Annotated in this window: 21 protein-coding genes; 5 read left to right on the top strand and 16 right to left on the bottom strand. The window is 67.6% G+C overall.

What is annotated here, in order from left to right; translation table 11 throughout:
- Nucleotides 1–11: 11 nt before the first annotated feature.
- From AC3WL8_RS20480 to AC3WL8_RS20445, 8 genes are all read right to left on the bottom strand, one after another.
- Nucleotides 12–467 (bottom strand): acyl-CoA thioesterase, encoded by a 456-nt coding sequence (locus AC3WL8_RS20480; protein WP_013953704.1) that lies wholly within the window; start codon nt 465–467, stop codon nt 12–14.
- Nucleotides 468–495: 28 nt separating this feature from the next.
- A complete protein-coding gene (locus AC3WL8_RS20475; RefSeq protein ID WP_228772323.1) occupies nt 496–1,956 on the bottom strand; it encodes an indolepyruvate oxidoreductase subunit beta family protein in 1,461 nt (486 codons plus the stop codon).
- Nucleotides 1,957–2,035: 79 nt separating this feature from the next.
- Entirely contained in the window at nt 2,036–4,231 is a 2,196-nt protein-coding gene (locus AC3WL8_RS20470; protein WP_153953328.1) for a thiamine pyrophosphate-dependent enzyme, read from the bottom strand.
- A gap of 137 nt (nt 4,232–4,368) precedes the next feature.
- Nucleotides 4,369–5,706, bottom strand: coding sequence for an MFS transporter (locus tag AC3WL8_RS20465; RefSeq protein ID WP_211979382.1), 1,338 nt, complete (start codon nt 5,704–5,706; stop codon nt 4,369–4,371).
- A gap of 189 nt (nt 5,707–5,895) precedes the next feature.
- The gene (locus tag AC3WL8_RS20460) at nt 5,896–6,948 is read right to left on the bottom strand and encodes a porin (RefSeq protein ID WP_153953329.1); all 1,053 of its coding nucleotides are present in this window, start codon (nt 6,946–6,948) and stop codon (nt 5,896–5,898) included.
- A gap of 45 nt (nt 6,949–6,993) precedes the next feature.
- The gene (locus tag AC3WL8_RS20455) at nt 6,994–7,773 is read right to left on the bottom strand and encodes a cyclase family protein (RefSeq protein WP_013953699.1); all 780 of its coding nucleotides are present in this window, start codon (nt 7,771–7,773) and stop codon (nt 6,994–6,996) included.
- A gap of 26 nt (nt 7,774–7,799) precedes the next feature.
- Nucleotides 7,800–8,327 carry a flavin reductase family protein gene (locus tag AC3WL8_RS20450; RefSeq protein ID WP_013953698.1) on the bottom strand — a complete coding sequence of 176 codons (528 nt, stop codon included), beginning with the start codon at nt 8,325–8,327 and terminating at the stop codon, nt 7,800–7,802.
- On the bottom strand, nt 8,314–9,432 hold the full coding sequence (locus AC3WL8_RS20445; protein WP_153953330.1) for an LLM class flavin-dependent oxidoreductase: 1,119 nt from the start codon (nt 9,430–9,432) through the stop codon (nt 8,314–8,316). Before AC3WL8_RS20445 ends, AC3WL8_RS20450 begins: the two co-directional genes overlap by 14 nt.
- Before the next feature lie 108 nt (nt 9,433–9,540).
- On the opposite strand from AC3WL8_RS20445, the gene AC3WL8_RS20440 reads away from it, so the two are divergent.
- The gene (locus AC3WL8_RS20440; protein ID WP_228772319.1) at nt 9,541–10,104 is read left to right on the top strand and encodes a winged helix DNA-binding protein; all 564 of its coding nucleotides are present in this window, start codon (nt 9,541–9,543) and stop codon (nt 10,102–10,104) included.
- Between the two features lie 379 nt (nt 10,105–10,483).
- On the opposite strand, the gene AC3WL8_RS20435 is transcribed toward AC3WL8_RS20440, so the two are convergent.
- Together AC3WL8_RS20435 and AC3WL8_RS20430 are read right to left on the bottom strand one after the other, a co-directional pair.
- Nucleotides 10,484–11,467 carry a tripartite tricarboxylate transporter substrate binding protein gene (locus tag AC3WL8_RS20435; protein WP_153953332.1) on the bottom strand — a complete coding sequence of 328 codons (984 nt, stop codon included), beginning with the start codon at nt 11,465–11,467 and terminating at the stop codon, nt 10,484–10,486.
- A 107-nt stretch (nt 11,468–11,574) separates the two neighbouring features.
- Nucleotides 11,575–12,555, bottom strand: a complete 981-nt coding sequence (locus AC3WL8_RS20430; RefSeq protein ID WP_153953333.1) for a LysR substrate-binding domain-containing protein — start codon at nt 12,553–12,555, stop codon at nt 11,575–11,577.
- A 125-nt stretch (nt 12,556–12,680) separates the two neighbouring features.
- Between AC3WL8_RS20430 and AC3WL8_RS20425 the strand changes: the two genes are divergently transcribed.
- Together AC3WL8_RS20425 and AC3WL8_RS20420 are read left to right on the top strand one after the other, a co-directional pair.
- Nucleotides 12,681–13,853, top strand: coding sequence for a CaiB/BaiF CoA transferase family protein (locus AC3WL8_RS20425; RefSeq protein WP_153953334.1), 1,173 nt, complete (start codon nt 12,681–12,683; stop codon nt 13,851–13,853).
- A 10-nt stretch (nt 13,854–13,863) separates the two neighbouring features.
- Complete coding sequence (locus AC3WL8_RS20420; protein ID WP_492378686.1) at nt 13,864–14,685, top strand: HpcH/HpaI aldolase/citrate lyase family protein; 822 nt, start codon at nt 13,864–13,866, stop codon at nt 14,683–14,685.
- Nucleotides 14,686–14,868: 183 nt separating this feature from the next.
- Here AC3WL8_RS20420 and AC3WL8_RS20415 read toward each other — a convergent pair whose 3' ends face one another.
- Nucleotides 14,869–16,194, bottom strand: a complete 1,326-nt coding sequence (locus AC3WL8_RS20415) for an MFS transporter (RefSeq protein ID WP_211982061.1) — start codon at nt 16,192–16,194, stop codon at nt 14,869–14,871.
- Nucleotides 16,195–16,260: 66 nt separating this feature from the next.
- On the bottom strand, nt 16,261–17,430 hold the full coding sequence (locus tag AC3WL8_RS20410; RefSeq protein ID WP_153953336.1) for a M20 aminoacylase family protein: 1,170 nt from the start codon (nt 17,428–17,430) through the stop codon (nt 16,261–16,263).
- A 120-nt stretch (nt 17,431–17,550) separates the two neighbouring features.
- On the opposite strand from AC3WL8_RS20410, the gene AC3WL8_RS20405 reads away from it, so the two are divergent.
- Nucleotides 17,551–18,510, top strand: a complete 960-nt coding sequence (locus AC3WL8_RS20405) for a LysR family transcriptional regulator (RefSeq protein WP_013953689.1) — start codon at nt 17,551–17,553, stop codon at nt 18,508–18,510.
- Nucleotides 18,511–18,585: 75 nt separating this feature from the next.
- Here the strand turns inward: AC3WL8_RS20405 and AC3WL8_RS20400 are convergent, their stop codons facing one another.
- Nucleotides 18,586–19,206, bottom strand: a complete 621-nt coding sequence (locus AC3WL8_RS20400) for a flavodoxin family protein (protein WP_013953688.1) — start codon at nt 19,204–19,206, stop codon at nt 18,586–18,588.
- A 313-nt stretch (nt 19,207–19,519) separates the two neighbouring features.
- Here AC3WL8_RS20400 and AC3WL8_RS20395 point away from each other — a divergent pair, with 313 nt between their 5' ends.
- Entirely contained in the window at nt 19,520–21,718 is a 2,199-nt protein-coding gene (locus AC3WL8_RS20395; RefSeq protein ID WP_211982059.1) for a TonB-dependent receptor family protein, read from the top strand.
- Nucleotides 21,719–21,724: 6 nt separating this feature from the next.
- Here AC3WL8_RS20395 and AC3WL8_RS20390 read toward each other — a convergent pair whose 3' ends face one another.
- From AC3WL8_RS20390 to AC3WL8_RS20380, 3 genes are read right to left on the bottom strand one after another with little or no spacing between them, the layout of a single operon-like run.
- Entirely contained in the window at nt 21,725–22,150 is a 426-nt protein-coding gene (locus tag AC3WL8_RS20390; protein WP_013953686.1) for a universal stress protein, read from the bottom strand.
- Between the two features lie 11 nt (nt 22,151–22,161).
- The gene (locus AC3WL8_RS20385) at nt 22,162–23,181 is read right to left on the bottom strand and encodes a TerC family protein (protein WP_211982057.1); all 1,020 of its coding nucleotides are present in this window, start codon (nt 23,179–23,181) and stop codon (nt 22,162–22,164) included.
- 59 nt (nt 23,182–23,240) lie between these two features.
- Nucleotides 23,241–26,087, bottom strand: coding sequence for an AMP-binding protein (locus tag AC3WL8_RS20380; RefSeq protein WP_013953684.1), 2,847 nt, complete (start codon nt 26,085–26,087; stop codon nt 23,241–23,243).
- Nucleotides 26,088–26,103: the final 16 nt, after the last annotated feature.

Below are 26,103 nucleotides of genomic sequence, written 5' to 3'. Positions count from 1 at the left end.
TACGTCGGCATTCAGACGGTGATTTCGGGAAAAGACCGGTCTGCGGGGACAGGGCCGTGTTCGATGGCGGCTCGCAGGTCATCGGGTACCGGAATGGCCAGGTGCGTGTCCAGCGAAGTCATCACGATGGTCTGCGTGGCCGCCATGCGCAGCTCGCCGTCTGCGCCGGTGCAGCGCCAGGCCAGCGTGATCGACTTGCCCCCCAGGCGCACCACTTCCAGCTCCAGCCAGACCTGGTCGCCAAAGCGGCTGATCGCCTTGAAGTCCACCTCCAGGTGCACGGTCGGCATGCCCAGCCGGCGCGCGCCGATCACGCCGTGGTAGCCGTCCGGCAGCAGGGTGTCGACCCAGCGTTCGATGAGATCGTTGAACAGCACGAAGTACTGCGGGTAGAAGACGATGCCGGCCGGGTCGCATTCCGAGAAATGGATCTTGTGCTGGCGCCGGAAGGTATGCGTAGTGCTCATGGTCTGCGGTTCCTGGGTTTGCGAGTGATCACGCCAGCGCGTGGCGAGCGAGGGCTTCCTTCAGCTTCTTGCCGTGCTCGTCGGCCAGCGCGGCTTCGCGCAACTCGCGCAGCGTGGCCGGGGCCAGACGGGCACCGGCGCGCACCACGGCGTTCATCAGGGTCTGGTAGTTGGTCAGGCCGCGCACATGGGTGTCGCTGTAACCCTTCACCAGCCGCTGGCACTGCACCACTTCCAGCGCCAGCGCAGGGTTGAGGCGCGCGGCGGCCAGCACCTGGGCCAGCCAGCCTTCGATACGCTCGGTTTCCAGCGCATAGCGCAGCGTGCTGCGACGGATGCCGCGCAGGCGCGAGACCGCCCACAGCATCAGGTAGCCCCGCAGCGAACTGGTCGTGACCACGCGGCCCGAGGTGGTGAAGCGGCGCACCAGTCGGTGCACGAAATGCGGCTGCATCAGCCAGCGGCCGAGCCCGGCCGGCAGCGTCTCGCAGATTTCTTCCAGGCGCGGGTGCATGAACTCGTTGATCGCCAGCAACTGCTTGTCGCCGGCGCGCACCTCGCCCCGCACGCGCGCGAAGCGCGAGTCGCGGGTCTTGAGGTCGGCCACGCGAATGGTGTCTTCGTACGACATCCACAGCGCCAGGTGGCGCGCGGTTTCGCGCAGCAGCGCGATGTCGTCGTTGCCGACGGCCTGGCGCACTGCAGCCAGCCGATCCAGGTACAGGCCGGCGTAGGCCACGTCCTGGTAGTCGATCATGCGGCGCACGCCTTCGACCACGACGGGCCAGTTCTCGGCCGGTTGTTCAGTGCGCGCGCGCTGCAGCAACTGGGCAACCCCGGGATCCTGCGGCTTGAGTTCGCCCAGCGGCTTTGCGGCTTCCGCGGGGGGCGTCTCAGCGGCCTCGGCTGTGGCGAACGCCGCGCCAAAAGCGCGCAGGCTGGGCTTCACGCCCACGCCGCCGCGCTCGATGGTGGCTTCGAACTGCGCGCGGCTGAACGGCAGCACGCCGGTGCCCGCCAGCGCGCCGAACAGCACGGCGCTGATGACGCTGCCGCTGGCTTCGGCGGCCTGCGCCATGTCGAAGCGTACAAAGCGTTTGGCGGCCTTGCCGGCATGGGCGATCAGCTCATTGCTGTCGACGCGGCCATCGCCCATCGCGGATTTCTCTGCGATGGAGTACACGCGGTGGGTGGAAGACACCAGCGTTGTGCGATCCGGCGTCACCAGCCCGCGCTGCACGGCGCGGCCGGCTTCCATCAGCTCGGAGGCGAGTACCACATCGACATCGCCAGGGGTGGGCATCAGCGCCAGCACCGGCTGGCGGCCGGCCTGCTCGGCCAGGTCGCGCGGGAACAGTTCGACGTAGTAGATGGTGGCGCCGGTGCGCTGCGCCACGCCGGGCACCGACGTGGTTTGCGCGATATAGCCGTTGTGCTCGCCCAGATCCACGATCCAGTCGGCCAGCACGCCGCCGCCTTCGCCGCCCATGGCGAGGATGGCGACCTTGATTGGCTTGGCACTGAGGTTGTTGGGTGCGTTCACGATTGAACCTCTCCAGGCTTGGTGTTCAGAATGCAAGGCGGGTGCGGCGCGCGGCATCGCGGCGCTGCAGGAAGCCGATCACGCCGTCGCGCAGGCGCTGGCGCAGCTTGTCGATGCGGGTCGGGTTGGTGACGATCTGCGCACGGTAAAAGGACGGGCACAGCACCGCCGCGTGCGAGACCTCGCCGCACAGGCCACAGCCCACGCAGCTGTCCAGCACGGAGGCGACCGGATCGGTGCGCAGCGGGTCCGGGTTGGGCTTGATCGTCAGCGAAGGGCAGCCGGACAGGCGGATGCACGAGTGATCGCCGGTGCAGGTGTCCGAATCCACGCCAAAGCGCTCGCGCACCACGCGCTGGCCGTCGGCGATCGCCTTGCGCGTCTTCGGCTTCTCGCGGCGCTGCTTGTTCAGCATGCATTCGCTCTGCGCGATCAGCACCTTGGGGCCCTTGGCGCCGGTGGTCAGCGCTTCCTTGAGGGTGGCCTTCATCGCCTTCAGGTCATAGGTGCGGCGGATGGTGCGCACCCACTTGACGCCCACGCCCTTGACCGCGTCCTCGATGGCGTGGCCGGTGCTGCGGGTGTCGTTCAGCGCGGTCGAGGACAGAATGTCCTGCCCGCCGGTGGCCGAGGTGTAGCTGTTGTCGACCACGATGGTCAGGTTGTCGCTCTTGTTGAAGACTGCGTTGGCGATGCCGCTGGTCAGGCCGTTGTGCCAGAAGCCGCCATCGCCCATCACGGAGATGGCGCGCTTGCCGCCGGGCGCGTTCAGCGCCGCGGCGCTGGCGCTGCCCAGGCCGTAGCCCATGGTGGTGTTGCCCAGGTTGAACGGCGGCAGGATCGAGAACAGGTGGCAGCCGATGTCGGCGCTCACGTGGTGCTCGCCGATCTCGCGCTCGACCAGCTTCATCGCGGTGAAGATCGGGCGCTCCGGGCAGCCGGTGCAGAAGCCGGGCGGGCGCGCATGCACGCTCTCGTCGACCCGCTTCTGCGGTTCCAGCACTTCGGCAGCCACGGCATCGACGGTGGCGGCCGGCGCCTGCACCAGCGGGATCACTTTGCGTGCAGGCTTGGGTTCCGGCAGCGGCTCGATCTTGCCGTACTGCTCGAGGAAAGCGCGCAGGCCCTTGTGCACGGTCGCGGTGTTGTACTCGCCGGCCAGCGGCAGCAGGTCCTTGCCATGCAGTGTGGCAGTGGTGCCGGCCATGCGCAGGATGTTGGCGGCGTTCTGCTCGATAAAGTTGGGCTGGCCTTCTTCCAGCACCAGCACCGCGCGCTTGCCCGCGCAGAAGCGTTCCCACTCCGAATCGATCAGCGGGTAGGCCACGTTCATCACGTACAGCGGGATCTTCGACTCGCCGAACACATCGGCCAGGCCGAGCTGCTCCAGTGCGCGGATCAGCGTGTTGTAGCTGCCGCCCTGCACGGCGATGCCGATGTCGTCCATCTCGCCCTGGAAGAATTCATTGAGCTGGCGTTCCTCGATGAACTTCACGGCGGCGGGCCAGCGCTGCTTGATCTTCTCGTGCTCGTGCACAAAGCTCGCCGGGGGCAGCACGATGCGGCTGAGGTCGCGCGTAGGGTTCTCGAGCGCGTCCTGGATGGAGAACTTCGAGCGGCGGTTGTCGGAGGCCACGAACTGGCCATGTACGTGGCATGAGCGCACACGCAGCTGCAGCATCACCGGAGTATTGGACGCCTCGGACAAGTCAAAACCGTCCTTCACCGCCTGCACGATGCACGGCAGGTTGGGGCGCGGATCGAGCAGCCACATCTGCGACTTCATCGCAAACGCGTGGCTGCGCTCCTGCATGATCGAGGAGCCTTCGCCGTAGTCTTCGCCGACGATGATCAGCGCGCCGCCGGTGACCCCGCCCGAAGCCAGGTTGGCCAGCGCGTCCGATGCCACGTTGGTGCCCACGGTGGCCTTGAACGTGACCGCGCCGCGCAGCGGGTAGTTGACCGAGGCCGCCAGCGATGCAGCCGCGGTGGCTTCGCTCGCGCTGTTCTCGAAGCGGATGCCATGCTCGGCAAGGATGTCCTGCGCATCGGCCAGCACGTCCATCAGGTGCGAGATCGGCGAGCCCTGGTAGCCGGCGACGTAGGCGACGCCGGACTCCAGCAGCGCCTTCGTGACCGCGAGGATGCCCTCGCCGCTGAATACCTCGCCGGAACCCAGGCGCAATTTCTTGACTTCTTCGGCAAACGAACGCTCAGCCATGGCTTTTCTTCCTGACGCTCACGTTGGGGTGAGACGAATATAGTTTAAGCAGAAATATTTCCATAATCATATATATGCACGGAGCTCGAGGTCACGGGGACGGCTTCCGTGGAAGCCGAAGTCCCTCCTCAGGCCATCTATGCGTTGCTTTGCTGGCCGGCGCGGGCCACGATGACTGGTTGCCGTGCCGATGGCAGCAGCGCCACAGCCAGCGCAGCGGCAAGGCCGGCAATTGAGAACGTGATGAAGTTCCAGCCGAAACTCAGGCCTGAGCCGGCCACGTAGCCGCCGACGAGCGGGCCGCTCATGGCGCCGAAGCGCGCGAAGCTCAGGGCCCATCCTGTTGCCGCGGCCCGTGCGTGTGCCGGGTAGTAGCCGGCCAGATAGCCCGTAAGGATCAGGGATGCCGAGACGCTGCCCACGCCTGCCAGTGCGACCAGCAGGTAGTTGACGGCAACGGAGTTGCGGAACATCAGCGCGCCGATGGCGAGAGCGCCGATCAGGTAGAAAACCGCGACGGTGCCACGTGCGCCTATCCTGTCGGCCGCGCTGCCCAGGAAGAGGCCGCCTACCGCGGAAGCAAGGCTGAAGATAACCAGGAAGGAAAGGCTGGAGCCGAGGTCGTAGCCATTCTTGCGCATGATGGTCGGCAGCCACGTATTGAGGCCGTAGACCAGCAGCAAGCCGAAGAACAGTGCGATCCAGAAGCACGCCGTCGCACGTAGCTGCTTGCGGGCGAACATGCTCGACATCACGTCGCGCCAGGTGGCGCGGGCGGCGCTGTTGGCGGGCCGGGCTTGTGACGGCAGCCGGCCATTGCCAGTGCGATCGGCCAATGCCTGCGCTTCATCGATTCGCCCTTGCCCCACCAGGTACTCCAGCGACTCGGGCAGCAGCCACGCCATCAGCGGTATCAACACCATGGGCACGGCACCCAGGCCAATCACGCCACGCCAGCCAAGACTGGGCAACAGCCACATCGCAATGAGCGCGGCGCAAAGGATGCCCACGGAATACCCCGAGTACATGAGCCCATAGTTGAAGCTGCGGCGGTGCGGCGGGGAGTACTCGATGGTCAGGGCGGCGGCGACGGGAATGACGCCACCGAGGCCGAGCCCGCCGATGAATCGCAGGATGCCGAAGGTGGCGGGCGTCGGCGCATAGGACGCCCCCAGCATGGTCAGCGAGAACAGGGAAACGCAGAGCAGCAGCATGCGGCGGCGGCCGATCATCTCGCTCAGCGTGCCGATCAGGAAGGCGCCAAAGAACATGCCGACCAGGGCATAGCTGCTGAGGGCACCGAGTTCCAGCGGCGTCAGGTTCCAGTTGCGGTCGTCGGCAAGTGTGGGCAGTACCGCTCCCATGACGCCGACGTCATAGCCTTCAAAGAGAATCGCAAGGAAGCATACGAAAAGTACGGTATAGGTCGCGCGAGAAGCGGGGCGCCAGGGCTGAGCGGTGCCAGCTGGGGTCATTGTCTGTCTCCTGATGGGTGGCGGATGGTGAACCGGAGAAGCCGCCAGGGAACCTGTTTCGCGCGATCGTCGCCACGCGCTCGTTGTCGTTCCACATAGTTTAGGCATAAACATATGATTGTGGAAATATTTTTTTTGGGCGACCAAGAAAATCTGATCGGCGCCTCGAAGGGAGGCGCCGGGCTCCTGCTAGAACTTGTGGCGCAGGCCCAGCCCGAAGGTGTTGCCCGGATTCAGGTCGGTCACCTTGTCATAGCGCCAGGCGGCATAAAGATCAGTGCGCTTGGAGAACGGGTAGTCGTAGGCCAGCGTGGTGGTATCGCGGCGGGCCGAGCCCAGCGTCTCGTTGCCGCCCTGCCAGGTACGCACCCACGTTGCCATCAGCGAGCCCGGTCCCAGCGGCGCGCTCGCGCCCACCTGCATGGTGCGGTTGCGCTGGCGGCTCAGCGCGCTGAAGCTGTTGTCCGACTGCGCGTACTGGCCGAACAGCTTGACCACCTTGAAGTCATAGGACAGGCCGGCCAGGTAGGCCATCTGGTAGCTGGCGCCGCTGGCCGCGAATTCCGGCGCATTGACCCCCGCCCGCTGCACCGCCAGCGTGGCGCCAAAGTTGCCGTTGAAGTAGGTGGCATTGCCGCCGTAGTTCTGCTTGCCCTGGTGGCCGGCGCTCTCGCCGGTCGAGTAGATCGCATTGAAGCGCAGCCCGCCGAAACCGGGGCTCTGGTACAGCACTGAGTTGTCCCAGGCGGTGTCACCTGCGACCGAGTTGCCGACCGGCGAGCCAGGCGGCGTGGTGTAGGCATGCAGGAACATCGGCGAGAACACGGCCGAATCCGCCACCGGGTTGAACAGCAACATCGACACGAACCACGGCGTGGTGTTGCGGCCGAGCTTGATCGCGCCGAAACTTCCGTTCAGGCCAACATAGGCATTGCGCCCGAACATGACGTCGCCGTCGAAGCGGCCGACCTTGCCATTGTCCGTGCGGAAAAAGCTCTCCAGCGTGAACTCGGCGTTCAGGCCGTTGCCGAGCGCTTCCTGCCCGCCAATGCCCCAGTACGAGGTGGTCAGGCCGGAACTGTCGACGACCGCAGTGCTGTGCGCATCGCCACTGGCGCGCACGGAGCCGGCAAAGGCGTCGATGGTGCCGTAAAGCTGCACGGCGCTCTGGGCATGTGCGGCGCCGGAGGCGAGGCTGCCGGCGGCCGCCGCGGCGGCCAGGATCCTGCGTTGGTGCTTCATTTGTCTTCTCTTCCTCTCTCTTCTTTTGTGGACGTCCGCGGCCTGTCAGGTGGCCGTGATCGCCAGTACCCGCAACGGACTGCCCGACCCGTTCTGGATCTTCAGCGGTGCCGCCACGATCAACGCGCCGGTAGGCGGCAACTGGTCCAGGTTCTTCAGGCATTGCAGGCCGTACTTGTTCGCGCCGTGCGTCAGCGTGTGGCACGGGTATGGCAGCGGCCACGCGTACGACTGGCCGGCATCGGTGTTGATGGTTTCGACGCCGAAGCCGTGGACGTTGCGCTCATGGATCAGCCATTCGACCGCAGCCTGTTCCGGGCCGGGAGTATGGGCACCGTCCTCGCGCAGGCCGAGGAACTCGGCGGGGTCGGTCTTCTTGCTCCAGTCGGTGCGCAGCAGCACCCAGGCACCGGCGGGAATGCGGCCGTGTTCGGCTTCCCAGCGCTGCAGGTGCGACACCGTCAGCACCCAGTCGGGGTTCTGCGCCACTTCAGCGCTGGCATCGACCACTACCGCGGGGGCAATGAAGTTGGCCGGGTCGATGGTGTCCACGGTGTTGTTGGCGTGGTCCTTGCCCGAGATCCAGTGCACCGGCGCGTCGAAATGCGTGCCGGTATGCTCGCCGCAGGAGAAGTTGTTCCAGTACCAGCCCGGTCCCTTGTCGTCATACTGGCTGATGCGCTCCATCTTGAACGCCCACACCTGCCCGAATTCGGGGGGCAGCACCAGCGCGGGGAAGTCCGGCGACAGGGTCTGAGTCAGGTCGATAATCTTTGCCTTGCCGCTGGAAAGGTCCGCGGCAAGCTGTTGCACGGTGTTGCTCATGGTGTCTCCTTGTTGTGTGCGCCGTGTCAGGCCGACGCGTGTGCCAGCCGCGTGTACCGCCCCTGCCAGTAGAGCAGCGGCGCCGGGGCCTGCTCGGCCACGTGTACCGCCCGCACCCGCCCGATGATCAGGATGTGCCCGTGGCGCTCCAGCAGTTCCTCCGCCTCGCAATCCATGGCCACCACGGCATCGGCCAGCACCGGGGCGCCGTCGCGGGTGAGCTGGGTCCAGGCGTCGCCGCCGTAGCGCGCGGCGCCGGCCTCGCCGCCAAAGCCGGTGAAGCGCTGCGCGATCGCCTGCTGCTCCACGCGCAGCAGGTTCACGCCGAAGCGCCGCGTGCTCTGCAGCAGCCCGGCCGACGAGCTGGTCGCCTTCATCGACGCCACCACCATCGGCGGCTCGGCCGAGAACGACGACACGGAGGTCGCGGTGAAGCCGCTGCGCTCTTCGCCTTCGGCCACCGTCACCACGGTCACCGCGCCGGCGAAGCCACGCATCGCCTGCTTGAACTGCTGCTGCAGCGCAGCCAGCGGGTCGTGCTTACTGGCCGCCATTTTTCGACCCTCCGGGCTGGCGCAGGCCGCGTGCCTCCAGGATCGGCAGTACCGTGTCGCGGAAGTACGGGAACTCCTTCACGTAGTCGACGAACGACAGCGTGGTGCCCTTGAAGCCGGCTTCGGCCAGCGCGCAGATGCCGTCGGCCACCTGCTCGGGCGTGCCCACCAGCGGGAAGCCGCCGTGGCCGGCCGCCATGCGGTCGCGGATCAGTGCCAGCAGGTCGTGCGGGAACGACTGCGCGTTGGCAAACTGCAGCGCCACCAGGTTGTCCACCGCGGCCCAGTCGGCGTTGTCCTGCGCAAAGTGGCGCAGATAGTCGCGCGCTTCCTGCTCGGTCGGGCGGCACACCACGTGCGAGAAGGTCAGCACTTGCACTGGCTTGTCTGCCGCACGGGCCTTGGCTTTCAGCTCGGCCACTTCCACTTTGGAACGCGCGAGGTCGATCGCCGGCGTGAACAGGAAGTTGGCGTTCTGGATGGCGAAGTCGCGGCCTTCGCCGGAACCCGCGGCGTTCAGGATCGGCGGGCGCTCGCCGTGCCACGGCTTGGGCAGGCCGTAGATGCCCTTCAGGTGGAAATTCTCGCCGTCATAGTTGAAGGCGCCGTCGCGCTCCCAGATCTGCTTGATGACGTCGAACCACTCCTGCGCATAGCTGTAGCGCTTGTCGTGGCCGGCGGCCAGCGGCAGGCCCAGGGCTTCGTACTCGGGGCGGTTCCAGCCCGCCACGATGTTCAGGCCCGCGCGGCCCTGGCCGATCTGGTCCAGCGTCGCGATCTGCTTGGCCACCACCGCCGGGTGGTTGGCCGCGGTGTGGATGGTCGCGAATACCGTCAGGTTCTTGGTCTGCGCCAGCAACCCGGCAGCCCACGTGATCGTTTCCAGCACCGAGCCGTGGAAGTCGGTCTCGCCGCCGTAGCCGATCCAGCGCGCGATCGGCAGCATGAAGTCGATACCGGCGTCGTCCAGCATCCGGGCCAGCTTCGCGTTGTTTTCCCACGAGTTGTCCCAGCGCTCGCCGATCTTGGTTACCGACATGCCACCCGAGCAATTGGTCGCAAACGTGCCCAGTACAAAGTCCTTCGTGTTCAGAATTTTTCTCATGCGTATCTCCCGGCCAAGTAGAATCCCTGAAGCAGGCGCCGCACACGGATAATGCGGCGCCCGTACTGCCCTGATAAACCCACGCACGCAACGTGCGTCGAGCTGACAATGCCCAAGACCTCGAGTAACTCCACGCCATCCGCGAAAATCGACCGCACTGCCGAGCAACATCGCTGGCACCTGGCGACGGATGATTTCAGCGTCGAGATCACCGACCTCGAATACGCCGTCATGCGGGTTTATCAGTCGTTCCTGCGGTGGCAGTCCGAATGCCTGGCTGCCGTGACCGGTATTACGCTGAGCGGGCAGGAAAATACCCTGCTGCACATCATCCGGATGCACGAACGGCCCAAGACCATCAAGGACCTGCTGCACATGACCAATCGCCAGGATGTGCCCAACATGCAATATGAGTTGCGCAAGCTGCTCAAGGCCGAACTGGTCGACAAATACGGCAGCGCACGCACGGGCATTTACTACTTCGCCACTGACGAAGGCATAAGGGTGTGCGACGAATTCGCCCGCTTGCGGCGCGAGACATTGCTCGAGACCGCGCAAGGCGAATTCGGCCCTAAATCCGGCGCCCTAAAGGCGGCCGGACAGCTGGAACAACTGGAAAAGGTCTACGAGATCGCGACGCGCGAAATCGCAACCTATCACCGCCGTCGCTAGAAAGAGTGGTTTTGGAAACTCATCGGGGGCGCTGTCTCCTGGTGGCGCGTGACGTATCGCGCGCATCGAATAAATAATCAAATAAAAGATTTATTTGATTCAAATGTAGCGCACTGCCGCGGGCTTCGCCAAGGCTTTTTGCCCTAGGGAAAACACCAAGTGGGATGGCCCTGGCGGCTCGCCGTCATGGGAGCTGTCTGGCCCGACGATTAGCCGAAGGTAGGAACTACCTGTTGAGGAAAGCTGCTGGAAGGGGTCTTGTCGCAATAATTTCGCGACCGGCGGGGGGCTGGACCTGGCGGCGCTCGTTGCCCGATAGGGTGGGGGTGTGCGGGAGTGGCGGCATGCCCGCTGGCGTGCCGCCTGGGTGCTTTTGCGCTCAGTCCACCTGCGCGCCCGATGCCTTCACGATGCGGGCCCACTTGTCCATGTCGGACGCCAGCATCTTGCTGAACTGCTGCGGCGTGCCCGTCATGACTTCGGCGCCCTGTGCCGCTAGCTTGTCGCGCAGGGTCTTGTCCGCCAGGATCTCCTGCATGGCCTGGCCAAGCTTTTGCGTCACGTCCTTCGGCGTGCCCTTGACCGCGAACAGGCCGACCCAGAGGTCGCCGCTATAGCCGGGCACGGTTTCGCTGATCGCGGGAATGTCCGGCGCGAACGGCGAGCGCTTGGCGGAGCTGACGCCGAGCGCGCGCACCTTGCCCGCCTTGATATGGGCCAGCACTGACGGCAGGCTGGCGAAGGCCAGCGGCACCTGGTTGCCCAGCACATCGTTCAGCGCTGGCGCGACGCCCTTGTAGGGCACGTGTTCGAGCTTGATGCCGGCCATGCTGTTGAGCATCTCGCCCAGCAGGTGGTTCAGCGTGCCATTGCCGGCGGAGGCATAGCGGTAGTAGTCCGGGCTAGCCTTGGCCATCGCGATCAGTTCGGGCAGCGACTTGGCGGGGAAGGCGGGATTGGCCACCAGCACGTTCGGCACGCTCGCCACCGGGGCGATCGGCTCGAAATCCTTGACCGGGTCGAACGGGATGCTGCGGTACAGTGACGGGTTGATGGCCTGCGTGCTGCTGATGGTCATCAGCAGCGTGTAGCCGTCCGGGGCGGTGCGGGCCGCTGCCTGGGTGCCGATATTGCCGCCGGCGCCCGGGCGGTTTTCCACCACCACCTGCTGGCCGAGCCGTTGCGACAGGGTCGCGGCGACCAGGCGCGCGACGATATCGTTGGTGCCGCCCGGCGCCTGCGGCACGATCATCTGGATGGGCTTGGACGGATAGGGATCGGCGGCGAGGGCCCTGGCGCTGAACAGCGGCAGGCAGGCGGCCAGGGCAGCGGCGGCTGCCAGGGCGCGGCGGGTGCGTTGCATGGTGTCTCCTGGAGTTGCGGGGCCGTGAATGCCGGCCCAGGCTGGTGGCAACTCTAGCCGACTGCTGCGCCGGCGTGAAATTCAATCGCCGACTACGGGCATAAGTTTTATTGATCGGCTGCAGGCGGCGGAATGAGCGGCGGCTTGAGCGACCCGCCCGCCGCAATGCGTTCGGCCACCAGTTCGCGCAGCACCTCCGCCACGGCCTCGGCCGCGCTGGTGCGCGGCAGCGCGCGTGGCCAGCACAGCGACAGCGTGCGGCGCAGTTCCGGCACGATCAGGTGCCGCGGCACTTCGCTGTCCGCGTCGGACAGCGACGACGCGGGAAGGATGGTGCAGGCCAGGCCCTCGCGCGCGGTCGCTAGCAGGAAGGGCAGCGAATCCAGGTCGGCCACCACGTTCAGCGGCACGCCGGCCTGCGCGAAGGCAAGCTCGACCACTTCGCGCAGGCCCTGCGAGCCGCTTGGCAGCACGAGTGGCAGCTCGCCCAATGCCTTGATCGCGACCGTAGCGCCTTCCGCACCGGCCTGCGCCCGAGGCTTCGCTTGCGCCTTTGTGCGCCCGCGCGTCACGGGAAGCGTTCCGACCAGGTATAGCGATTCGCTCGCCAGCCGCTCCAGTTCCACCGCGCGCGACGGCACATCGCGGAACAGGATGGCGAAGTCCAGCCGGTTGTGGTCCAGCAGCTCCGAGATATAACCGCTCATGCTCTCGAACAGCTGCAGCCGGATTTGCGGATAGCGGGCGCGCACGGCGCGGATCAGCGGCATGCCGAATGCCGCTGCCGCCGTGGTGGGCAGGCCGATGGCAACCATGCCGGTGACATCCGTGCCCGCCACCCGGGCCTCGGCGCCTGCGATCTCCACCTGCCGCAGGATATTGCGGGCGTGGCGATAGAGCGTGCGGCCGGCTTCCGTGGGCCTGACGCCCATGGCGCCGCGGTGGACCAGCGGCACGCCCAGCTCTTTTTCCAGCGCCGCCAGCTGCTGGCTGAGTGCGGGCTGCGCCACGCAGACCACTTCGGCTGCCCGCGTCAGGCTGCCCTGGTCGACGATGGCGATGAAATAGCGCATGGCGCGCAGGTCCAAGGCAGGCTCCGGGAGAATTCCAAAGTATTCATTTTACTTATGATCCCCTCGGCAATCGGTATTTCCCAGGTGCGGCGCGCTCCGGTAGATTGCCGTCAGGACATTGCGCAAAACCGGATACCACCATGCCCCATCCCCTCGAAGGCATCACCGTCGTTTCCCTGGAGCAGGCGATCGCGGCCCCGTTCTGTACCCGCCAGCTGGCGGACCTGGGCGCGCGCATCATCAAGATCGAGCGGCCTGGCAGCGGCGACTTTGCCCGCGCCTACGACACGCGCGTGCGCGGCTTGTCTTCGCACTTCGTCTGGACCAACCGCTCCAAGGAGAGCCTCACGCTCGACGTCAAGCACGCCGCGGCCGCCCCCGTGCTGGCCGGACTGCTCGAACGCGCGGACGTGCTGGTGCAGAACCTCGCGCCCGGCGCGGCCGCGCGCCTGGGCCTGGACTTCGACAGCCTGAGCGAAAAGTACCCGCGCCTGATCGTGTGCGATATCTCGGGCTATGGCAGCGACGGCCCGTACCGCGACAAGAAGGCCTACGACCTGCTGGTCCAGAGCGAGTCCGGCTTTGTCTCCGTGACCGGCACGCCGGAGGACGGCGTCAAGGCCGGTGCCTCGGTGGCCGATATTGCGGCCGGCATGTATGCCTATACCAATATCCTGGCCGCGCTGCTCGAACGCGGCAAGACCGGGCGCGGCAAGCGCATCGATATCTCGATGCTGGAATCGATGGTGGAGTGGATGGGCTTCCCGCTCTACTACGCCTTCGATGGCGCCGAGCCGCCGCCGCGCGCGGGTGCGGCACATGCCACCATCTATCCCTATGGCCCGTTTCCGACCGGCGATGGCAAGACCGTGATGCTGGGACTGCAGAACGAGCGCGAGTGGGTCGTGTTCTGCGAGGCAGTGCTGGGCGAACCCGATCTCGCCACGCATCCCGACTTTGCCAGCAACAGCCTGCGCAACCAGAACCGCGCGGCGCTGCGCGCGCGCATCGTCGACAGCTTCTCGGGCCTGACCGCCGCCGAAGCGGTCGACCGGCTGGAGGCCGCCAGGATCGCCAATGCGCGCGTCAACACCATCGCTGACGTATGGGATCACCCCCAGCTGGCGGCGCGCCAGCGCTGGCGCCAGGTCGACACGCCGGTGGGTCCCGTGCCGGCGTTGCTGCCGCCGGGCATGACCGAGGCACGCATGGACCCGATTCCGTCGCTCGGCGCAAACACCGATGCCATCCTCGCCGATCTGGGCCAGACCGCGGCGCAGATTGCCGCGTTGCGCTCAGCCGGCGCAGTCTGAAAGGAGCGCCATGCCGATCGCCAATCCGCGCAGCTACCTGTTTGTCCCGGCCTCGCGTCCGGAGCGCATCGCCAAGGCGATAGTCTCCGGCGCCGATGCCGTCATCGTCGACTTCGAGGATGCGGTCGCGCCCGCCGACAAGGGGCAGGCCCGCGACGGACTTGGCGCCCCATGGGCGGCGCTTTGCGCGCAGGCATCGGCAGCCGGCGTCGCCATGCTGGTGCGCATCAACGGGGCCGATACCGCGTACTACGAAGACGATCTCGCCTGGTGCCGCGCGCAGGGTGTCTCGGAAATCGTGCTGCCGAAGGCTGATCCGGCCGGCGTCCATGCGCTGGCTGCGGCATTGCCCGGTGTGCGCTGTTTCCCGCTGGTCGAGAACGCCGCCGGCTTTGCCGGCTTACGCGAGCTGGCCCGTGCCGGCGGCGTGGTCCGGCTGCTGTTCGGCAGCATCGATCTGATGTTCGATCTCGACGTGCAGGACGACGGCGAAGCGTTGCACCACTTTCGCAGCCGGCTGGTGCTTCATTCCCGCGCGGCGGGTTTGCCCGCGCCCGTGGATGGCGTTTGCACCGCAATCGGCGATGACGCCGCACTTGCCGCGGAAACGCGCCGCGCCCGGGCCTTCGGCTTTGGCGCCAAGCTGCTGATCCACCCGGGCCAGGTCCGCGGCGTGCACGACGGCCTGGTGCCGTCGGCCGATGAACGGCACTGGGCCGTGCGTGTCATGGCCGCGGCCGCCGCTGCCGATGGCGCCGCGGTGGCGGTGGACGGCAAGATGGTGGACCGTCCGGTGCTGGAGCGCGCGCGCCGGATCTTGTCCGGCGCTTAGTGTCCTGTATCCGCAGATACCTTGCCATGAAATCGCCCAGTTGGCCGCCATGCGTCGTTGCTCGTCGTTGCTCGTCGTTGCCATAGCTATGGCTATGGCGCCTCCTCGCGCCTAGCCTGACAGCCAACTGGACGATTTCATTTTGGCAAGCTATCTGCGGAACAGGACACTAGTCCGCCACCGTCAGTCCAGCCGCTTGCCCGCCGTCTCCGGCACCATCGCCAGCCCGACCAGCGAAATCAGGCCGCAGCCGATCACATACAGCGCCGGGGCGCTGGCGTTGCCGGTCAGTTCGATCAGCCAGGTGGCGATCAGCTGCGCGAAGCCGCCGAACACCAGCACGCCGATGCAATAGACTACCGACAATCCGCTGGCGCGGATGCGGCGCGGGAACAGCTCGGTGATCAGCACCACGGACGGCACCACGTTCAGCACCAGCGGCAGGGCCAGCATCGCGACCACGGCCAGCAGCGTGCCGAGCGACGGCCGTGCGTTGAGCAGCAGGAAGGCGGGGTAGACCAGCACCAGCATCGCCACGCGCGACCACAGGATGGCGGGCTTGCGGCCGATGCGGTCGGACAGCCTGCCGGCATACGCGGACAGCCCCACCTGCACCAGCGCGGCGACGCAGCCGGCGGCCATGCTGAGCCCGAGCGGGATCTTCAGCACCGTCACCGCGTAGCTGGTCATGTAGTGCAGCACGATATAGGTGGCGGAGGTGCCGCCGATGGTCACCAGCACGCCGGCCACCACCACGCGGCCGTGTCCGCGGAAGATTTCAGTCAGGCCTGCACGTTCATGGCCCGGCGCGCCGGCGGCCGGCGCTTCGGCGGTTTCTTCCAGGTGACGGCGGATATAGAGGCCGAGCGGGATCACCAGGATGCCGATGGCGAACGGCACGCGCCAGCCCCAGCTTTGCAGGGCGTCAGGCGAGAGCCCGTTGGTCAGCGACAGCCCGACCACCGCCCCCAGCAGCACGCTCACGCCCTGGCTGAACAGCTGCCAGCTGCCGTAGTAGCCGCGGGAATGGTCGTCGGCGTACTCCATCAGCAGCGCCGTGGAGGCCCCGACCTCGCCGCCCAGCGCAAAGCCCTGCAGCAGCCGCGCCAGCACGATCAGCAGCGGCGCGGCCAGCCCGGACTGCGCATAGGTGGGCGTGACCACGAACAGCAGCGAGCCCAGCCCCATCAGCCACAGCGTCAGCGCCATGGCCGGCTTGCGCCCCACGCGGTCCGCATAGAGCCCGATCAGCAGGCCACCGAGCGGGCGCGCGACAAAGCCCACGCCAAACGTGGCCAGCGACAGCATCAGCTGGCCGAAGCTGCCGGTCACGGGAAAGAACAGCTTGCCAATCAGTACCGCGAAGAAGCTGTAGACGGTGAAATCGTAGAACTCCAGGCCGTTGCCAATGGTGATGGCTGCGATCACGCCACGGCGCGGTGCGGCGCGGCTGGCCGGGGGCGCGGCATAAGCGCCGTCCAGCGGCTGCGCGGGCAGGGAAGTGGGCATTCGGTGTCTCCGTGGGTGGGGTGGCGCCGGCCTTGGGGCCGGTCATTGTCGACGGCGGAGCGTGGCTCAGCGCAGGTAGCGCTCGACCAGCTTGATCCAGTAGGTGGCCGCAAGCGGCAGGCAGGCGTCGTTGAAGTCGTAGCCGGGGTTGTGCACCATGCAGCCGCCCTCGCCATCGCCATTGCCGACGATCAGGTAGCAGCCCGGGCATTCCTGGAGCATGAAAGAGAAATCCTCGCTGCCGGTCAGCGGCACCATGTTGTCGATCAGGCCGTCCTCGCCCAGCCATTCACGCGCGACCTCGCGCGCCATCTCGGTCGTGGCGGGGTCGTTGACCAGCACCGGGTAGCGGCGGTCGTAGTGGACCTCGGCGCTGGCGCCGAAGCTTTCGGCCTGGGCATGCGCCAGCGCGGTGATGCGTGCCTGCAGCAGGTCGCGCACCTCGGCCTTCAGCGCGCGCACCGACAGGCGCAGCTCGGCGCTCTCGGGGATCACGTTGGGCGCCTTGCCGGCCTCGATCGCGCCGACGGTCACGATGGCCATGTCGAGCGGGTTCACATTGCGCGCCACCACCGACTGCAAGGCCATCACCATCGACGCGCAGGCCACCACCGGATCGACCGCCCGCTGCGGCACCGCGCCGTGGCCGCCGCGTCCGGTGACGCGGATCGTGACAGTATCAGACGAGGCCATGAACGGCCCGCCCAGGAAGCCGAACTTGCCGGTCGGGTGGCCGGGCATGTTGTGCAGCGCGAACACCGCATCGCAGGGGAACAGGCGGAACAGGCCGTCCCGGATCATCTCGCGCGCGCCGCCCATGCCTTCCTCGGCCGGCTGGAAGATGACGTGCAGCGTGCCGCGGAAAGGCTTGTGCTCGGCCAGGTAGCGGGCCGCGGCCAGCAGCGTGGCGGTGTGGCCGTCATGGCCGCACGCATGCATCTTGCCATCGATCTTGCTGGCATACGGCAGGCCCGTGGCTTCGCGGATCGGCAGCGCATCCATGTCGGCGCGCAGGCCGATGGCGCGGCCTTCGCCGTGACGCAGCGTGCCTACCACGCCGGTTCCGCCCAGGCCGCGATGCACGGCATAGCCCCAGGCCTGCAGGCACTCCGCCACCAGGTCGCTGGTGGCGAATTCCTCGAAGCCGAGCTCGGGATAGGCGTGGATGCGGTGACGCAGGTCCACCATCTCGGCTTCGATGGCGCGGATGCCGGGCAGGACGGGATCGGGGTGCATGGGGTCTCCGGAGGCTTTGTCGGGGGATTGCGTGGGCCGATCTTATGCAGGGCCCGCGCGTGCCGATAGCCGCAATACTGTTATCCTGACAACCATTGGTTGTCACCAGTTCGAACCGCCATGACGATGAAACTCCACCAGATCCAGGCGCTGGTCGCCGTTGCCGACGCCGGCAGTATCCGCGCCGCCGCCCGGTTGGTCGGGCTGTCGCAGGCGGCGGTCACCAAGGCGCTGCGCGAGCTGGAAAGCGAGGCGCGGCTGCCCTTGCTGTCGCGTACCGCCAGCGGCGTGGCGCTGACCGAGGCGGGGCAGCGCATGCTGGGCCACGCCCGGCTGGTGGTCGGGCAGCTCGCCCGCGCCAGTGAAGAACTGGCCACGCTGCGCGGCGAAGGGGTGGGGCGGCTGAGCATCAGCGTCACGCCCTGGGTCATGCTGACCTTCCTGCCGCGCGTGCTGCTGCGCTTTCGCGAACGCATGCCGGGCGTGCAGGTGGAGATCTTCGAAGGCCTGACCGCGGTGGCCTTGCCCCGCTTACGCGAAGGCACGCTGGACTTTGCCGTGGGGCCGTTCACGGCGGCGATGTCCACGCAGGAATTCGAGTGCGAGCCGCTGCTTGCCTACACCTCGTGTGTGATCGCGCGGCGCGGGCACCCGTGCGCGGATGCGCGGTCGCTGCACGGACTGCTGGAGCAGGACTGGGTCGTCAACTACACCGCGGCCAGCTACGAGTCCTTTATGCGCAACCTGTTCTGGCAGCATGAAGCCCGCATCGACCCGGCGCGGCTGCATTGCGCGCACTCCACCGCGCTGCTGCTGGAGTTGATCCGCAATGCCGGCATGATCAGCTATTGCCCGCGGCCGCTGTTGCTGACCGAGTCGATGCGCGGCTGGGTCCACGTCTTTGCGCTGGCCGAGCAGTTCGAGACCAGCCGGCTCGGCGTCATCACGCGCCACAACGCGGTGCGCAGCCCTGCGGCGCAGTGCTTCACCGACTGCCTGCTGCAGGAAATCCGGCGCCGCGCGCGCTCGGCGGCGCAGAAGGACAGTGAGTTGTTCGACGAGCTGGAAGTCCTGTACTGACCGCCCAGGGGCTCGCGACTGCCCCGGAAAAGAAAATCGGCCCCATGGGGGCCGATCAGTCAGAGTGCGACGGGATCAGGCAGCTTCTTTCAGTTCAGCCAGCGCACGCCGGCCCGCGACCAGTTGCTGCGCAACTTCGGCCACGCGGGCACCCAGGTGCTCGGCGGTGCGCAGGTCGGCCAGCGGCGGCACCACGTCGGCGCTTTCATCGGCGTTGGACTGCGCGGCGGCGCCCAGGAAGAAGCCGTGGCGGTTCAGCGAGTCCTCGGTCGACTTGGAGTTGTTGTGGCCCGGGGGCAGGCCCAGGTTGACCCAGTGCATGCCGTGCTGCGCCGCGAAGATCGCGATCTGCTGCAGCGTGGCCAGCTTGTCGCCGGAGCGCGAGGCCGCGTTGGTGAAGCCGGCCGCGACCTTGTTGGCCCACTTGCCGCCCTTGGCAAAGACATTGCGCGAGGTGGCGTCCATGAAACCCTTGAACTGTGCCGAGGCGCTGCCCATGTAGGTCGGCGCGCCGAAGATGATGGCGTCCACCTGCTCCAGCGTGTCCCAGTGCTGGTCGATGTCCTCGACCGGAATCAGCAGGCTTTCAGCGCCTGCGACATTGCCGGCCCCGCGCGCAACGGCCTGGGCCTGCTTGGCGGTGTGGCCGTAGCCGCTATGGTAGACGATGGCGATGCGGGTTTGTGCGGTGGTCATGATGGTGGATCCCTTGGTAGTTGCGGAAATCTGAATACCCTTATGCTGCATCGCGTGATGGACTGGTGCGGTTGCGGCGGGTGATGAAAGCAGTGTAGAGAGCCATGGAATTGGTTGCGTGAGCGTCCATGCAATCAGTTGTTGAATTTTTCTGAACATCTGGAATCCGGTTTCGGCATGGTCTCTTCCGCGGGTTTTCCCCGCAGCCGCGCGCGTGACAATAGTGCTGTCGGCACGATAAAGTTGCGACACATTCACCTGTGCCCGGCGCCCCCGTCCTCCGCGCCAGAACCCGCAACCGCTTCCGATCCCCATGAAACCAGGCGGCAGGCAGATTTTGGCGGTCCGGCAGCAGCGCCGTTCCGGTATCCCCCGCATCCCGTTCGCGAACCGCTCCGCGCTGGCGTTGGCCGCGCTGATCCTTGCCAGCACCGGCGCGCGTGCCGCCGACCCGCCCGGCACGGCAGTGGCCGCTGCCACTGCTGAAACGCTGCCCGACGTGGTGGTCAGCGCCACCCGCGGCGAGCAGCGCCGCTTTGATGCGCCGGCGGCGGTGGACAGCGTGCCGGTCGATCCGCTGCGCAGCGCCACGCCGCTGGTGAACCTGTCCGAGGTGCTGGCCGGCGTGCCGGGCGTGGCGGTGCGCGACCGGCAGAACTACTCGCAGGACCTGCAACTTGCGGTGCGTGGCTTTGGCACGCGCTCTACCTTCGGCGTGCGCGGCGTGCGCCTGTATGTCGACGGCATCCCGGCCACCATGCCGGACGGGCAGGGCCAGGCTTCCACTGCCGACCTTGCCAACGCCAGCCGCGTCGAGGTGCTGCGCGGCCCGTTTGCGCAGATGTATGGCAATGCGTCGGGCGGCGTGGTGCAGGTGTTCACGCCCGATCCGCCCAAGGATGGCTTCAGCGGGCGCGCGTCGACGGGGTTCGGCTCGGATGGCCAGTGGCAGGCGGGCATCGCGCTGGCCGGCGGCAACGACCGGCTCGGCGGCTCACTCAATGCCTGGACCTACCAGACCGACGGCTACCGCGACCACAGCGCGGCGCGCCGCTACCAGCTCAATGCCAAGGTCGTGGCGCAGCCGGCCAGCGGCACGCGCGTGACCGGCCAGTTCAACTATTTCAACCAGCCGCTGGCGCAGGACCCGCTGGGGCTCACGCGTGCGCAGGCCGATGCCAACCCGCGCCAGGCGGTGCCCGCGGCGACCCAGTTCGATACCGGCAAGAATGTCGAGCAGACCCAGGCCGGCGTGGTGGTGGACCACCAGCTGACCGGGACCGACAGCTTGTCGGCACGCCTGTACGGCGGCACGCGCAACCTGTACCAGCGGCTGGGCCTCAGCGGTGCCGCGCCGAATTCGGCCGGCGGCATCGTCGACCTGGACCGCACCTACGGCGGCGCCGCGCTGTCGTGGAGCCGGCGCGCCACCACCGCCGCCGGCCTGCCGCTGCTATGGAGCGCCGGGCTCGAAGCCAACGGCATGCGCGATGGCCGCAACGGCTACGTCAACCAGAACGGCACGCAGGGCGCGCTGCGCCGCGACGAGACCAATACCGCGACCGACCTTGGCGCCTTTGCGCAGTTCGACTGGAGCTTCCACTCGGCGTGGCAACTGGTGGGCGGCGTGCGCGCCAGCCGGGTGCGGCTTGGCATTGACGACCACTTCATCAATGCGGCCAGCCCCGACGACAGTGGCAGCGCGACCTACAGCAACGTCAGCCCCGTGCTTGGCGTGGTGTGGCACGCGCTCGATTCCCTCAACGTCTACGCCAACCTCGGCCGCGGCTTCGAGACACCGACGCTGACCGAAGTCGCCTACGGCCCAGGCGGCGTCGGCAGCAACCTGGGGCTGCAGGCCTCTACCAGCCGCCAGGGCGAGATCGGCATCAAGTGGCAGGCGGCGGGACAGCGGCTGGAGGCGGCGCTGTTCGATGCCGACAGCCACGACGAAGTGGTGCCCCAATCGAACAACGCCGGGCGCACCGTCTACCAGAATGTCAGCGGCGTGCACCGGCGCGGCTTTGAACTGGGCTGGCGCGGCGGCTTCCTCGGCGAGGTGGGCACGCCGGGCAAGGGCGGCGGCGGCCGTATCGAGGCAGGACTGGCCTATACCTGGCTCGATGCTTACTTCGGCGACAGCTTCGTCAACGCGCAGGGCCAGACCGTGGCAGCCGGCAACCGCCTGCCCGGCACCGCGCGCCACAGCCTGGGCGCGGACCTGTCATGGCGGCCGGCAGCGCCGCTGACGCTGGGGGCCGAGATGCGCGTGGACAGCCGCGTCTACGCCGACGACCTCAACACGCAGGCCGCGCCCGGCTATGCGGTCTTCAACCTGCGCGCCGGCTATGAGTTCCGCATCGGCCCGACCCGGCTCTACGTCTTCGGCCGCATCGACAACCTCACCGACCGGCGCTATATCGGCTCGGTGATCGTCAACGAGGCCAACGGGCGGTATTTCGAACCCGCGCCCGGGCGCCGCTTCTTCCTGGGCCTGCGCGCCGCCCTTTGAGAGTGGCTAGCTCCTGACCAGCAGCACCGGGCAGTGCGCGTGGGCAAGGACTCGCCTGGCCACCGAGCCGATGATGGCATCCAGGAAGCCGCCGCGGCCGTGCGAACCCATCACGATCAGGCTGGCGCCAATGCTGCCCGCGTACTCGACGATGCGCGCCGGCGCGAAGCCGACGACGCCATGGCACTCGAAAGCGATACCGGCCTCGCCCAGGATGCTGGCCACGGACTGCATCGCCTTGTCGTTCTGTTCGCGATGCCAGGCATCGAGGGTGTGCCGGTCGATGAAGGTCTTGATGTCGCCAGCCACATCCGGCTCGCAGTGCATCACGTGCACCACGAAGTCGCGGCTGAACAGGGGATTCTGTACCAGGTAGCGCGCGGCCGCGTCGCTATAGGCCGACCCGTCGGTCGCAAGCAGGATCTTGTTCATGGCATTGCTCCTTATGTGCGCCTGTTTCCCGCCCTGCGCTCGCGCGACGCGCAGTGGCTACCCAGCTCGTCGCCGGCGTGTGCAAGTGTGCGCCGGGCCCTGGCCTGGCTGACCAGGACCGACACCAGCAACGTCATGGCGACGGCGCCGAGAGACCAGTGCACCGGCACATGGAACCACGGCTCGGCCAGCATCTTGGCGCCGATAAAGGCCAGCACGATGGCCAGGCCGTACTTCAGGTGTTGGAAATGCTGCGCCAGGTTGGCCAGCAGGAAGTACAGCGCCCGCAGCCCCATGATGGCGAAGATGTTGGAGGTGAAGACGATGAAGGGGTCGGTGGTGACGGCGAAGATGGCCGGAATGCTGTCGACGGCAAACACCAGGTCGGTCGCCTCGACCAGCAGCACCACCAGGAACATCGGGGTCGCATGGCGCAGGCCGTCCATGCGCACGAAGAAGCGCTCGCCGTGATAGTCCGCGGTGACCCGCATATGCGCGCACAAGAAGCGAACGATGGGATTGCGCGAGAGATCGGGGGCACGCCTGGAGACGAACAGCATCTTGATGCCGGTGAACAGCAGGAACACGCCGAACACATAGAGGATCCACGAGAATTCGCTGATCAGCCACACGCCGGCCAGGATCATGGCGGCGCGCATCACGATGGCGCCGACCACGCCGAACAGCAGCACCCTGCGCTGCAACTCCGGCGGCACCGCGAAATAGCCGAAGATCATCGCGAACACGAACATATTGTCGACCGACAGCGACAGCTCGATCAGGTAGCCGGTATAGAACTCCAGCACCTTGCGGTCCGCGGTCTCGCGTCCGGTGCTCCCGGCCAGCAGCCACCAGAGGGCGATGCCGAAGAGCAGGGCCAGGGTCGACCAGGTCAGGGTCCAGCCCAGCGCTTCACGTGTCGAAACACGGTGCGCGCGCCGGCCGCCAAGGACGAAGATGTCCACGACCAGCGTCCCCAGCACCAGGACCAGGAAGCCGGCCCACATCGGGGCGGTGGCAAAGGTATCCATGCCGCTAGTGTCCTGCGCCGTCGGCAGATGTCATGGCAAGTTCCTCGCGGCGCGGGGCACTAGGCCCGCCTTCCATCCCGGTGCGTCGTGCGCCGGGCGTCCGGCTCGCCGCAGTAATGCAGGATCTCGGCGCGGGCGGTGTTGCGCAGGCGCATGGCGGCCGGCCAGTCTGCGCCGTCCGGCCAGAGCGGGCTGCCGAATACCACGCCGATCGGCCCCCGGCGCGGCAGCCACTGGCCGTCGCGCAGCACCGAGCGGGTGCCGCGGATGGCGACCGGCACCACCGGCGCGCCGGCCCGCGCGGCCGCCAGGAACGCGCCGGAGCGGAAGGCCTGAAGCCCCGGGGCGCGCCCGAAGGTGCCTTCGGGGAAGAACAGCGCCGAATGCCCGGCGCGCACCGCCGCCACTACGCGCTCCACGTCCTCGTGTTCGCGCACGTTATCGAAGCGGTCGATGAAATCGGCGCCGATGCTGGCCAGGTAGGTGCCGGGAATGCGCTGGCCCTGCAGCTCGCGCTTGGCGACCATGCATACCGGCGCGGGCAGCGCCGCCACCAGCACGATGCCATCCAGGTAGCTGGCGTGGTTCGAGACCAGGATGCAGGGCCGGTCGCGCGGCAGGTGCTCAAGCCCTTGCACGAACCATGGCACCGCGCCCAGCCTGAGAAACAGCCGGGCAGCGTGGTGGCTGAGCGCCCAGCCCAGTGCCGGCCGGTGCAGTGCAACTGATGCCAGCCAGGTTGCCGGCGCCAGCGCGGCGAACAGGAGCCAGGCATAGAGGGCGTAGGACAGGCCCGCGGCGGTCTGCCGGCCGCGCCGCAGCTCCGGCCGCAGCGCGCGCCAGCCAAAGCGCGCGATCTGCAGCCAGGGCGCCTCCACGCCACGGCCGGGCCGTCCGTGCTCGAAGCGCTCGCGGCAGGCGGCGCGCCGGATCTTGCCGCTCGATGTCTTCAGGATGCTGTGCGGCGGCACCAGCGCGATATGGTCGGGCGGCATGCCCAGCACGTCGAGGGCGGTCTTCAGCGCCTGCCGGTGCAGCGCGCGGCGCGCCTGCACATCCTTCTCGGCGGTTTCCGCCATCACCACGATGCGTTCGGTGCCGCTCTCCGGATCGGGACTGCCGAACACGGCCACGCAGCCCTTGCGTATGCCGGGGATGGCGCCGACCGCCTGCTCCAGTTCATAGGGATAGATATTGCGGCCGCCGCGCACGATGGTTTCCTTGGCGCGCCCGGTGATATAGACCTCATCGGCGGCGATATAGGCATAGTCGCCGGTGTTCAGCCAGCCGCGGTCGAACAGCTGGCGGGTCTGCACGGGATTGCGGAAATAGCCGCTGGTGGCCGAAGGGCCGCGGAACTGCAGCAGGCCCTCATGCCGCTCACCCAGTTCGCATCCGGTGGCGTCGACGATGCGGACTTCGTGGCCGGACAGAGGCCGGCCGCAGGACGGGAATTCCAGGGTCTTGCGCTCACCATTGGGCTCGCGTTCGCCGGCGGGCACGGCCACGGCAGTGCGCGTGAACTCGGCGCGGTCGATGCGGTCGGCGGCCAGCCCGCGGCCCAGCGGCGGAAAGGTCAGGCCCAGCGAGGCCTCGGCCAGCCCGTACACAGGCGCGGCGGCCTGCGGGTGCAGGCCGTAGCGGGCAAAGCGCTCCATGAAGGCGCGCATGGTCTGCAGGCTCACCGGCTCCGCGCCATTGAAGACGAAGCGCCAGCTGGAAAGGTCCAGGCCGGCCAGGTCGGCATTGGCCAGCTTGCGCAGGCACAGCTCGAAGGCAAAGTTGGGCCCGCCCGAGAGCGTGCCGCGGTACTTGTGGATCGCCCAGAGCCAGCGCTCGGGCCGCGCCAGGAAGGCAAGCGGTGACATCACCACCAGCGGGTAGGCGTAGTACAGGCTGCCCAGCCAGGCGCCGATCAGGCCCATGTCGTGATAGAGCGGCAGCCAGCTGACAAAGACGTCCTGCGAGCCGACGGCAAGGGTCTTGCCCATGGCGCGCAGGTTGGCCAGCAGGTTGGCATGGCTGAGCACGACCCCCTTGGGCGAGCCGGTGCTGCCCGAGGTGTATTGCAGCAGGGCGATGTCGTGCGTGCGCAGCATCGGATGGACCGGGGCGCCGCCGCCGTCCTCCAGTTCCTGCGGCGTGAGCACGCTATGCAGCGTTCCCGTGCTGGCCTTGAGCAGGGCCGCCAGCGGCCGCGCCTGGGCCACCGTGATCAGGATCGGCGCCTGCGCGTTGGCCAGGATGCCGGCGTGGCGCTGCAGGTGGTCGCCGATCTGCGCCAGCCGCGCCGGCGGGTAGAGCGGTACCGGAATCCCGCCCGCCAGCAGCACGCCGCAGAAGCTGTAGAAGTACTCGGGGCTGGTGGGCAGCATGATGGCCACGGCCGTGCCCGCGCTCACGCCGCGGGCGACCAGTCCGGCGGCGATGGCCGCGGCGCGGCGGTGCAGCTGCGCAAAGCTGATCTGCGTGTCTGCGCCGTCGCCGTCCTGCAGGATGATGTGGGTGCGCTCCGGGTGGCTGCGCAAGTGCCAGCGCAGCACGTCCGGCAAGGTGGCGGCGCCCTCGGGCGCCTGCGCCGCCGGGGCAGGGCGGGCCTGGCGCAGGTGCGCGCCGCTTGCGCCAGGCGGGAGGTCCTGGGCGGCGAGCAAGGCACGCAGCAGCGCGCGCGGGGTGTCGGCCTGGGCCAGCACCTGCTCTGGCAGGCTGACGCCGAAGCGGTGTTCAAGGCGGGTCAGCAGCTCGGCGCGCGTCAGGCTGTCAAAGCCCAGTTCGCCTTCGAGCGTGCTGTCCAGCGCGACCGTCACTTCAGACTCTGCCGGCGGGCGCATGGCCGAAGACATCTCCCGCACGATGCCGAGCAGGGCATCCTCGTAGTTCTGCCTCGGGGGAGAATCCGCTTTCATGCGCGTACGGCCTCTG

It is taken from the genome of Cupriavidus sp. FW305-F7 (genome assembly GCF_058782875.1).
The sequence above is the reverse complement of the archived record's forward strand: the minus strand, read 5'-3'. Positions and strand labels throughout refer to the sequence as shown.

Coding starts and splice junctions, on each gene's coding strand:
- AC3WL8_RS20440 (WP_228772319.1), top strand. CDS start 9,541: ATGCCCAAGACCTCGAGTAACTCCACGCCATCCGCGAAAATCGACCGC.
- AC3WL8_RS20405 (WP_013953689.1), top strand. CDS start 17,551: ATGACGATGAAACTCCACCAGATCCAGGCGCTGGTCGCCGTTGCCGAC.
- AC3WL8_RS20470 (WP_153953328.1), bottom strand. CDS start 4,231: ATGGCTGAGCGTTCGTTTGCCGAAGAAGTCAAGAAATTGCGCCTGGGT.
- AC3WL8_RS20415 (WP_211982061.1), bottom strand. CDS start 16,194: ATGCCCACTTCCCTGCCCGCGCAGCCGCTGGACGGCGCTTATGCCGCG.
- AC3WL8_RS20450 (WP_013953698.1), bottom strand. CDS start 8,327: ATGGCGGCCAGTAAGCACGACCCGCTGGCTGCGCTGCAGCAGCAGTTC.
- AC3WL8_RS20420 (WP_492378686.1), top strand. CDS start 13,864: ATGCCGATCGCCAATCCGCGCAGCTACCTGTTTGTCCCGGCCTCGCGT.
- AC3WL8_RS20435 (WP_153953332.1), bottom strand. CDS start 11,467: ATGCAACGCACCCGCCGCGCCCTGGCAGCCGCCGCTGCCCTGGCCGCC.
- AC3WL8_RS20445 (WP_153953330.1), bottom strand. CDS start 9,432: ATGAGAAAAATTCTGAACACGAAGGACTTTGTACTGGGCACGTTTGCG.
- AC3WL8_RS20380 (WP_013953684.1), bottom strand. CDS start 26,087: ATGAAAGCGGATTCTCCCCCGAGGCAGAACTACGAGGATGCCCTGCTC.
- AC3WL8_RS20390 (WP_013953686.1), bottom strand. CDS start 22,150: ATGAACAAGATCCTGCTTGCGACCGACGGGTCGGCCTATAGCGACGCG.
- AC3WL8_RS20475 (WP_228772323.1), bottom strand. CDS start 1,956: ATGGGCGGCGAAGGCGGCGGCGTGCTGGCCGACTGGATCGTGGATCTG.
- AC3WL8_RS20410 (WP_153953336.1), bottom strand. CDS start 17,430: ATGCACCCCGATCCCGTCCTGCCCGGCATCCGCGCCATCGAAGCCGAG.
- AC3WL8_RS20400 (WP_013953688.1), bottom strand. CDS start 19,206: ATGACCACCGCACAAACCCGCATCGCCATCGTCTACCATAGCGGCTAC.
- AC3WL8_RS20455 (WP_013953699.1), bottom strand. CDS start 7,773: ATGAGCAACACCGTGCAACAGCTTGCCGCGGACCTTTCCAGCGGCAAG.
- AC3WL8_RS20425 (WP_153953334.1), top strand. CDS start 12,681: ATGCCCCATCCCCTCGAAGGCATCACCGTCGTTTCCCTGGAGCAGGCG.
- AC3WL8_RS20465 (WP_211979382.1), bottom strand. CDS start 5,706: ATGACCCCAGCTGGCACCGCTCAGCCCTGGCGCCCCGCTTCTCGCGCG.
- AC3WL8_RS20395 (WP_211982059.1), top strand. CDS start 19,520: ATGAAACCAGGCGGCAGGCAGATTTTGGCGGTCCGGCAGCAGCGCCGT.
- AC3WL8_RS20460 (WP_153953329.1), bottom strand. CDS start 6,948: ATGAAGCACCAACGCAGGATCCTGGCCGCCGCGGCGGCCGCCGGCAGC.
- AC3WL8_RS20385 (WP_211982057.1), bottom strand. CDS start 23,181: ATGGATACCTTTGCCACCGCCCCGATGTGGGCCGGCTTCCTGGTCCTG.
- AC3WL8_RS20480 (WP_013953704.1), bottom strand. CDS start 467: ATGAGCACTACGCATACCTTCCGGCGCCAGCACAAGATCCATTTCTCG.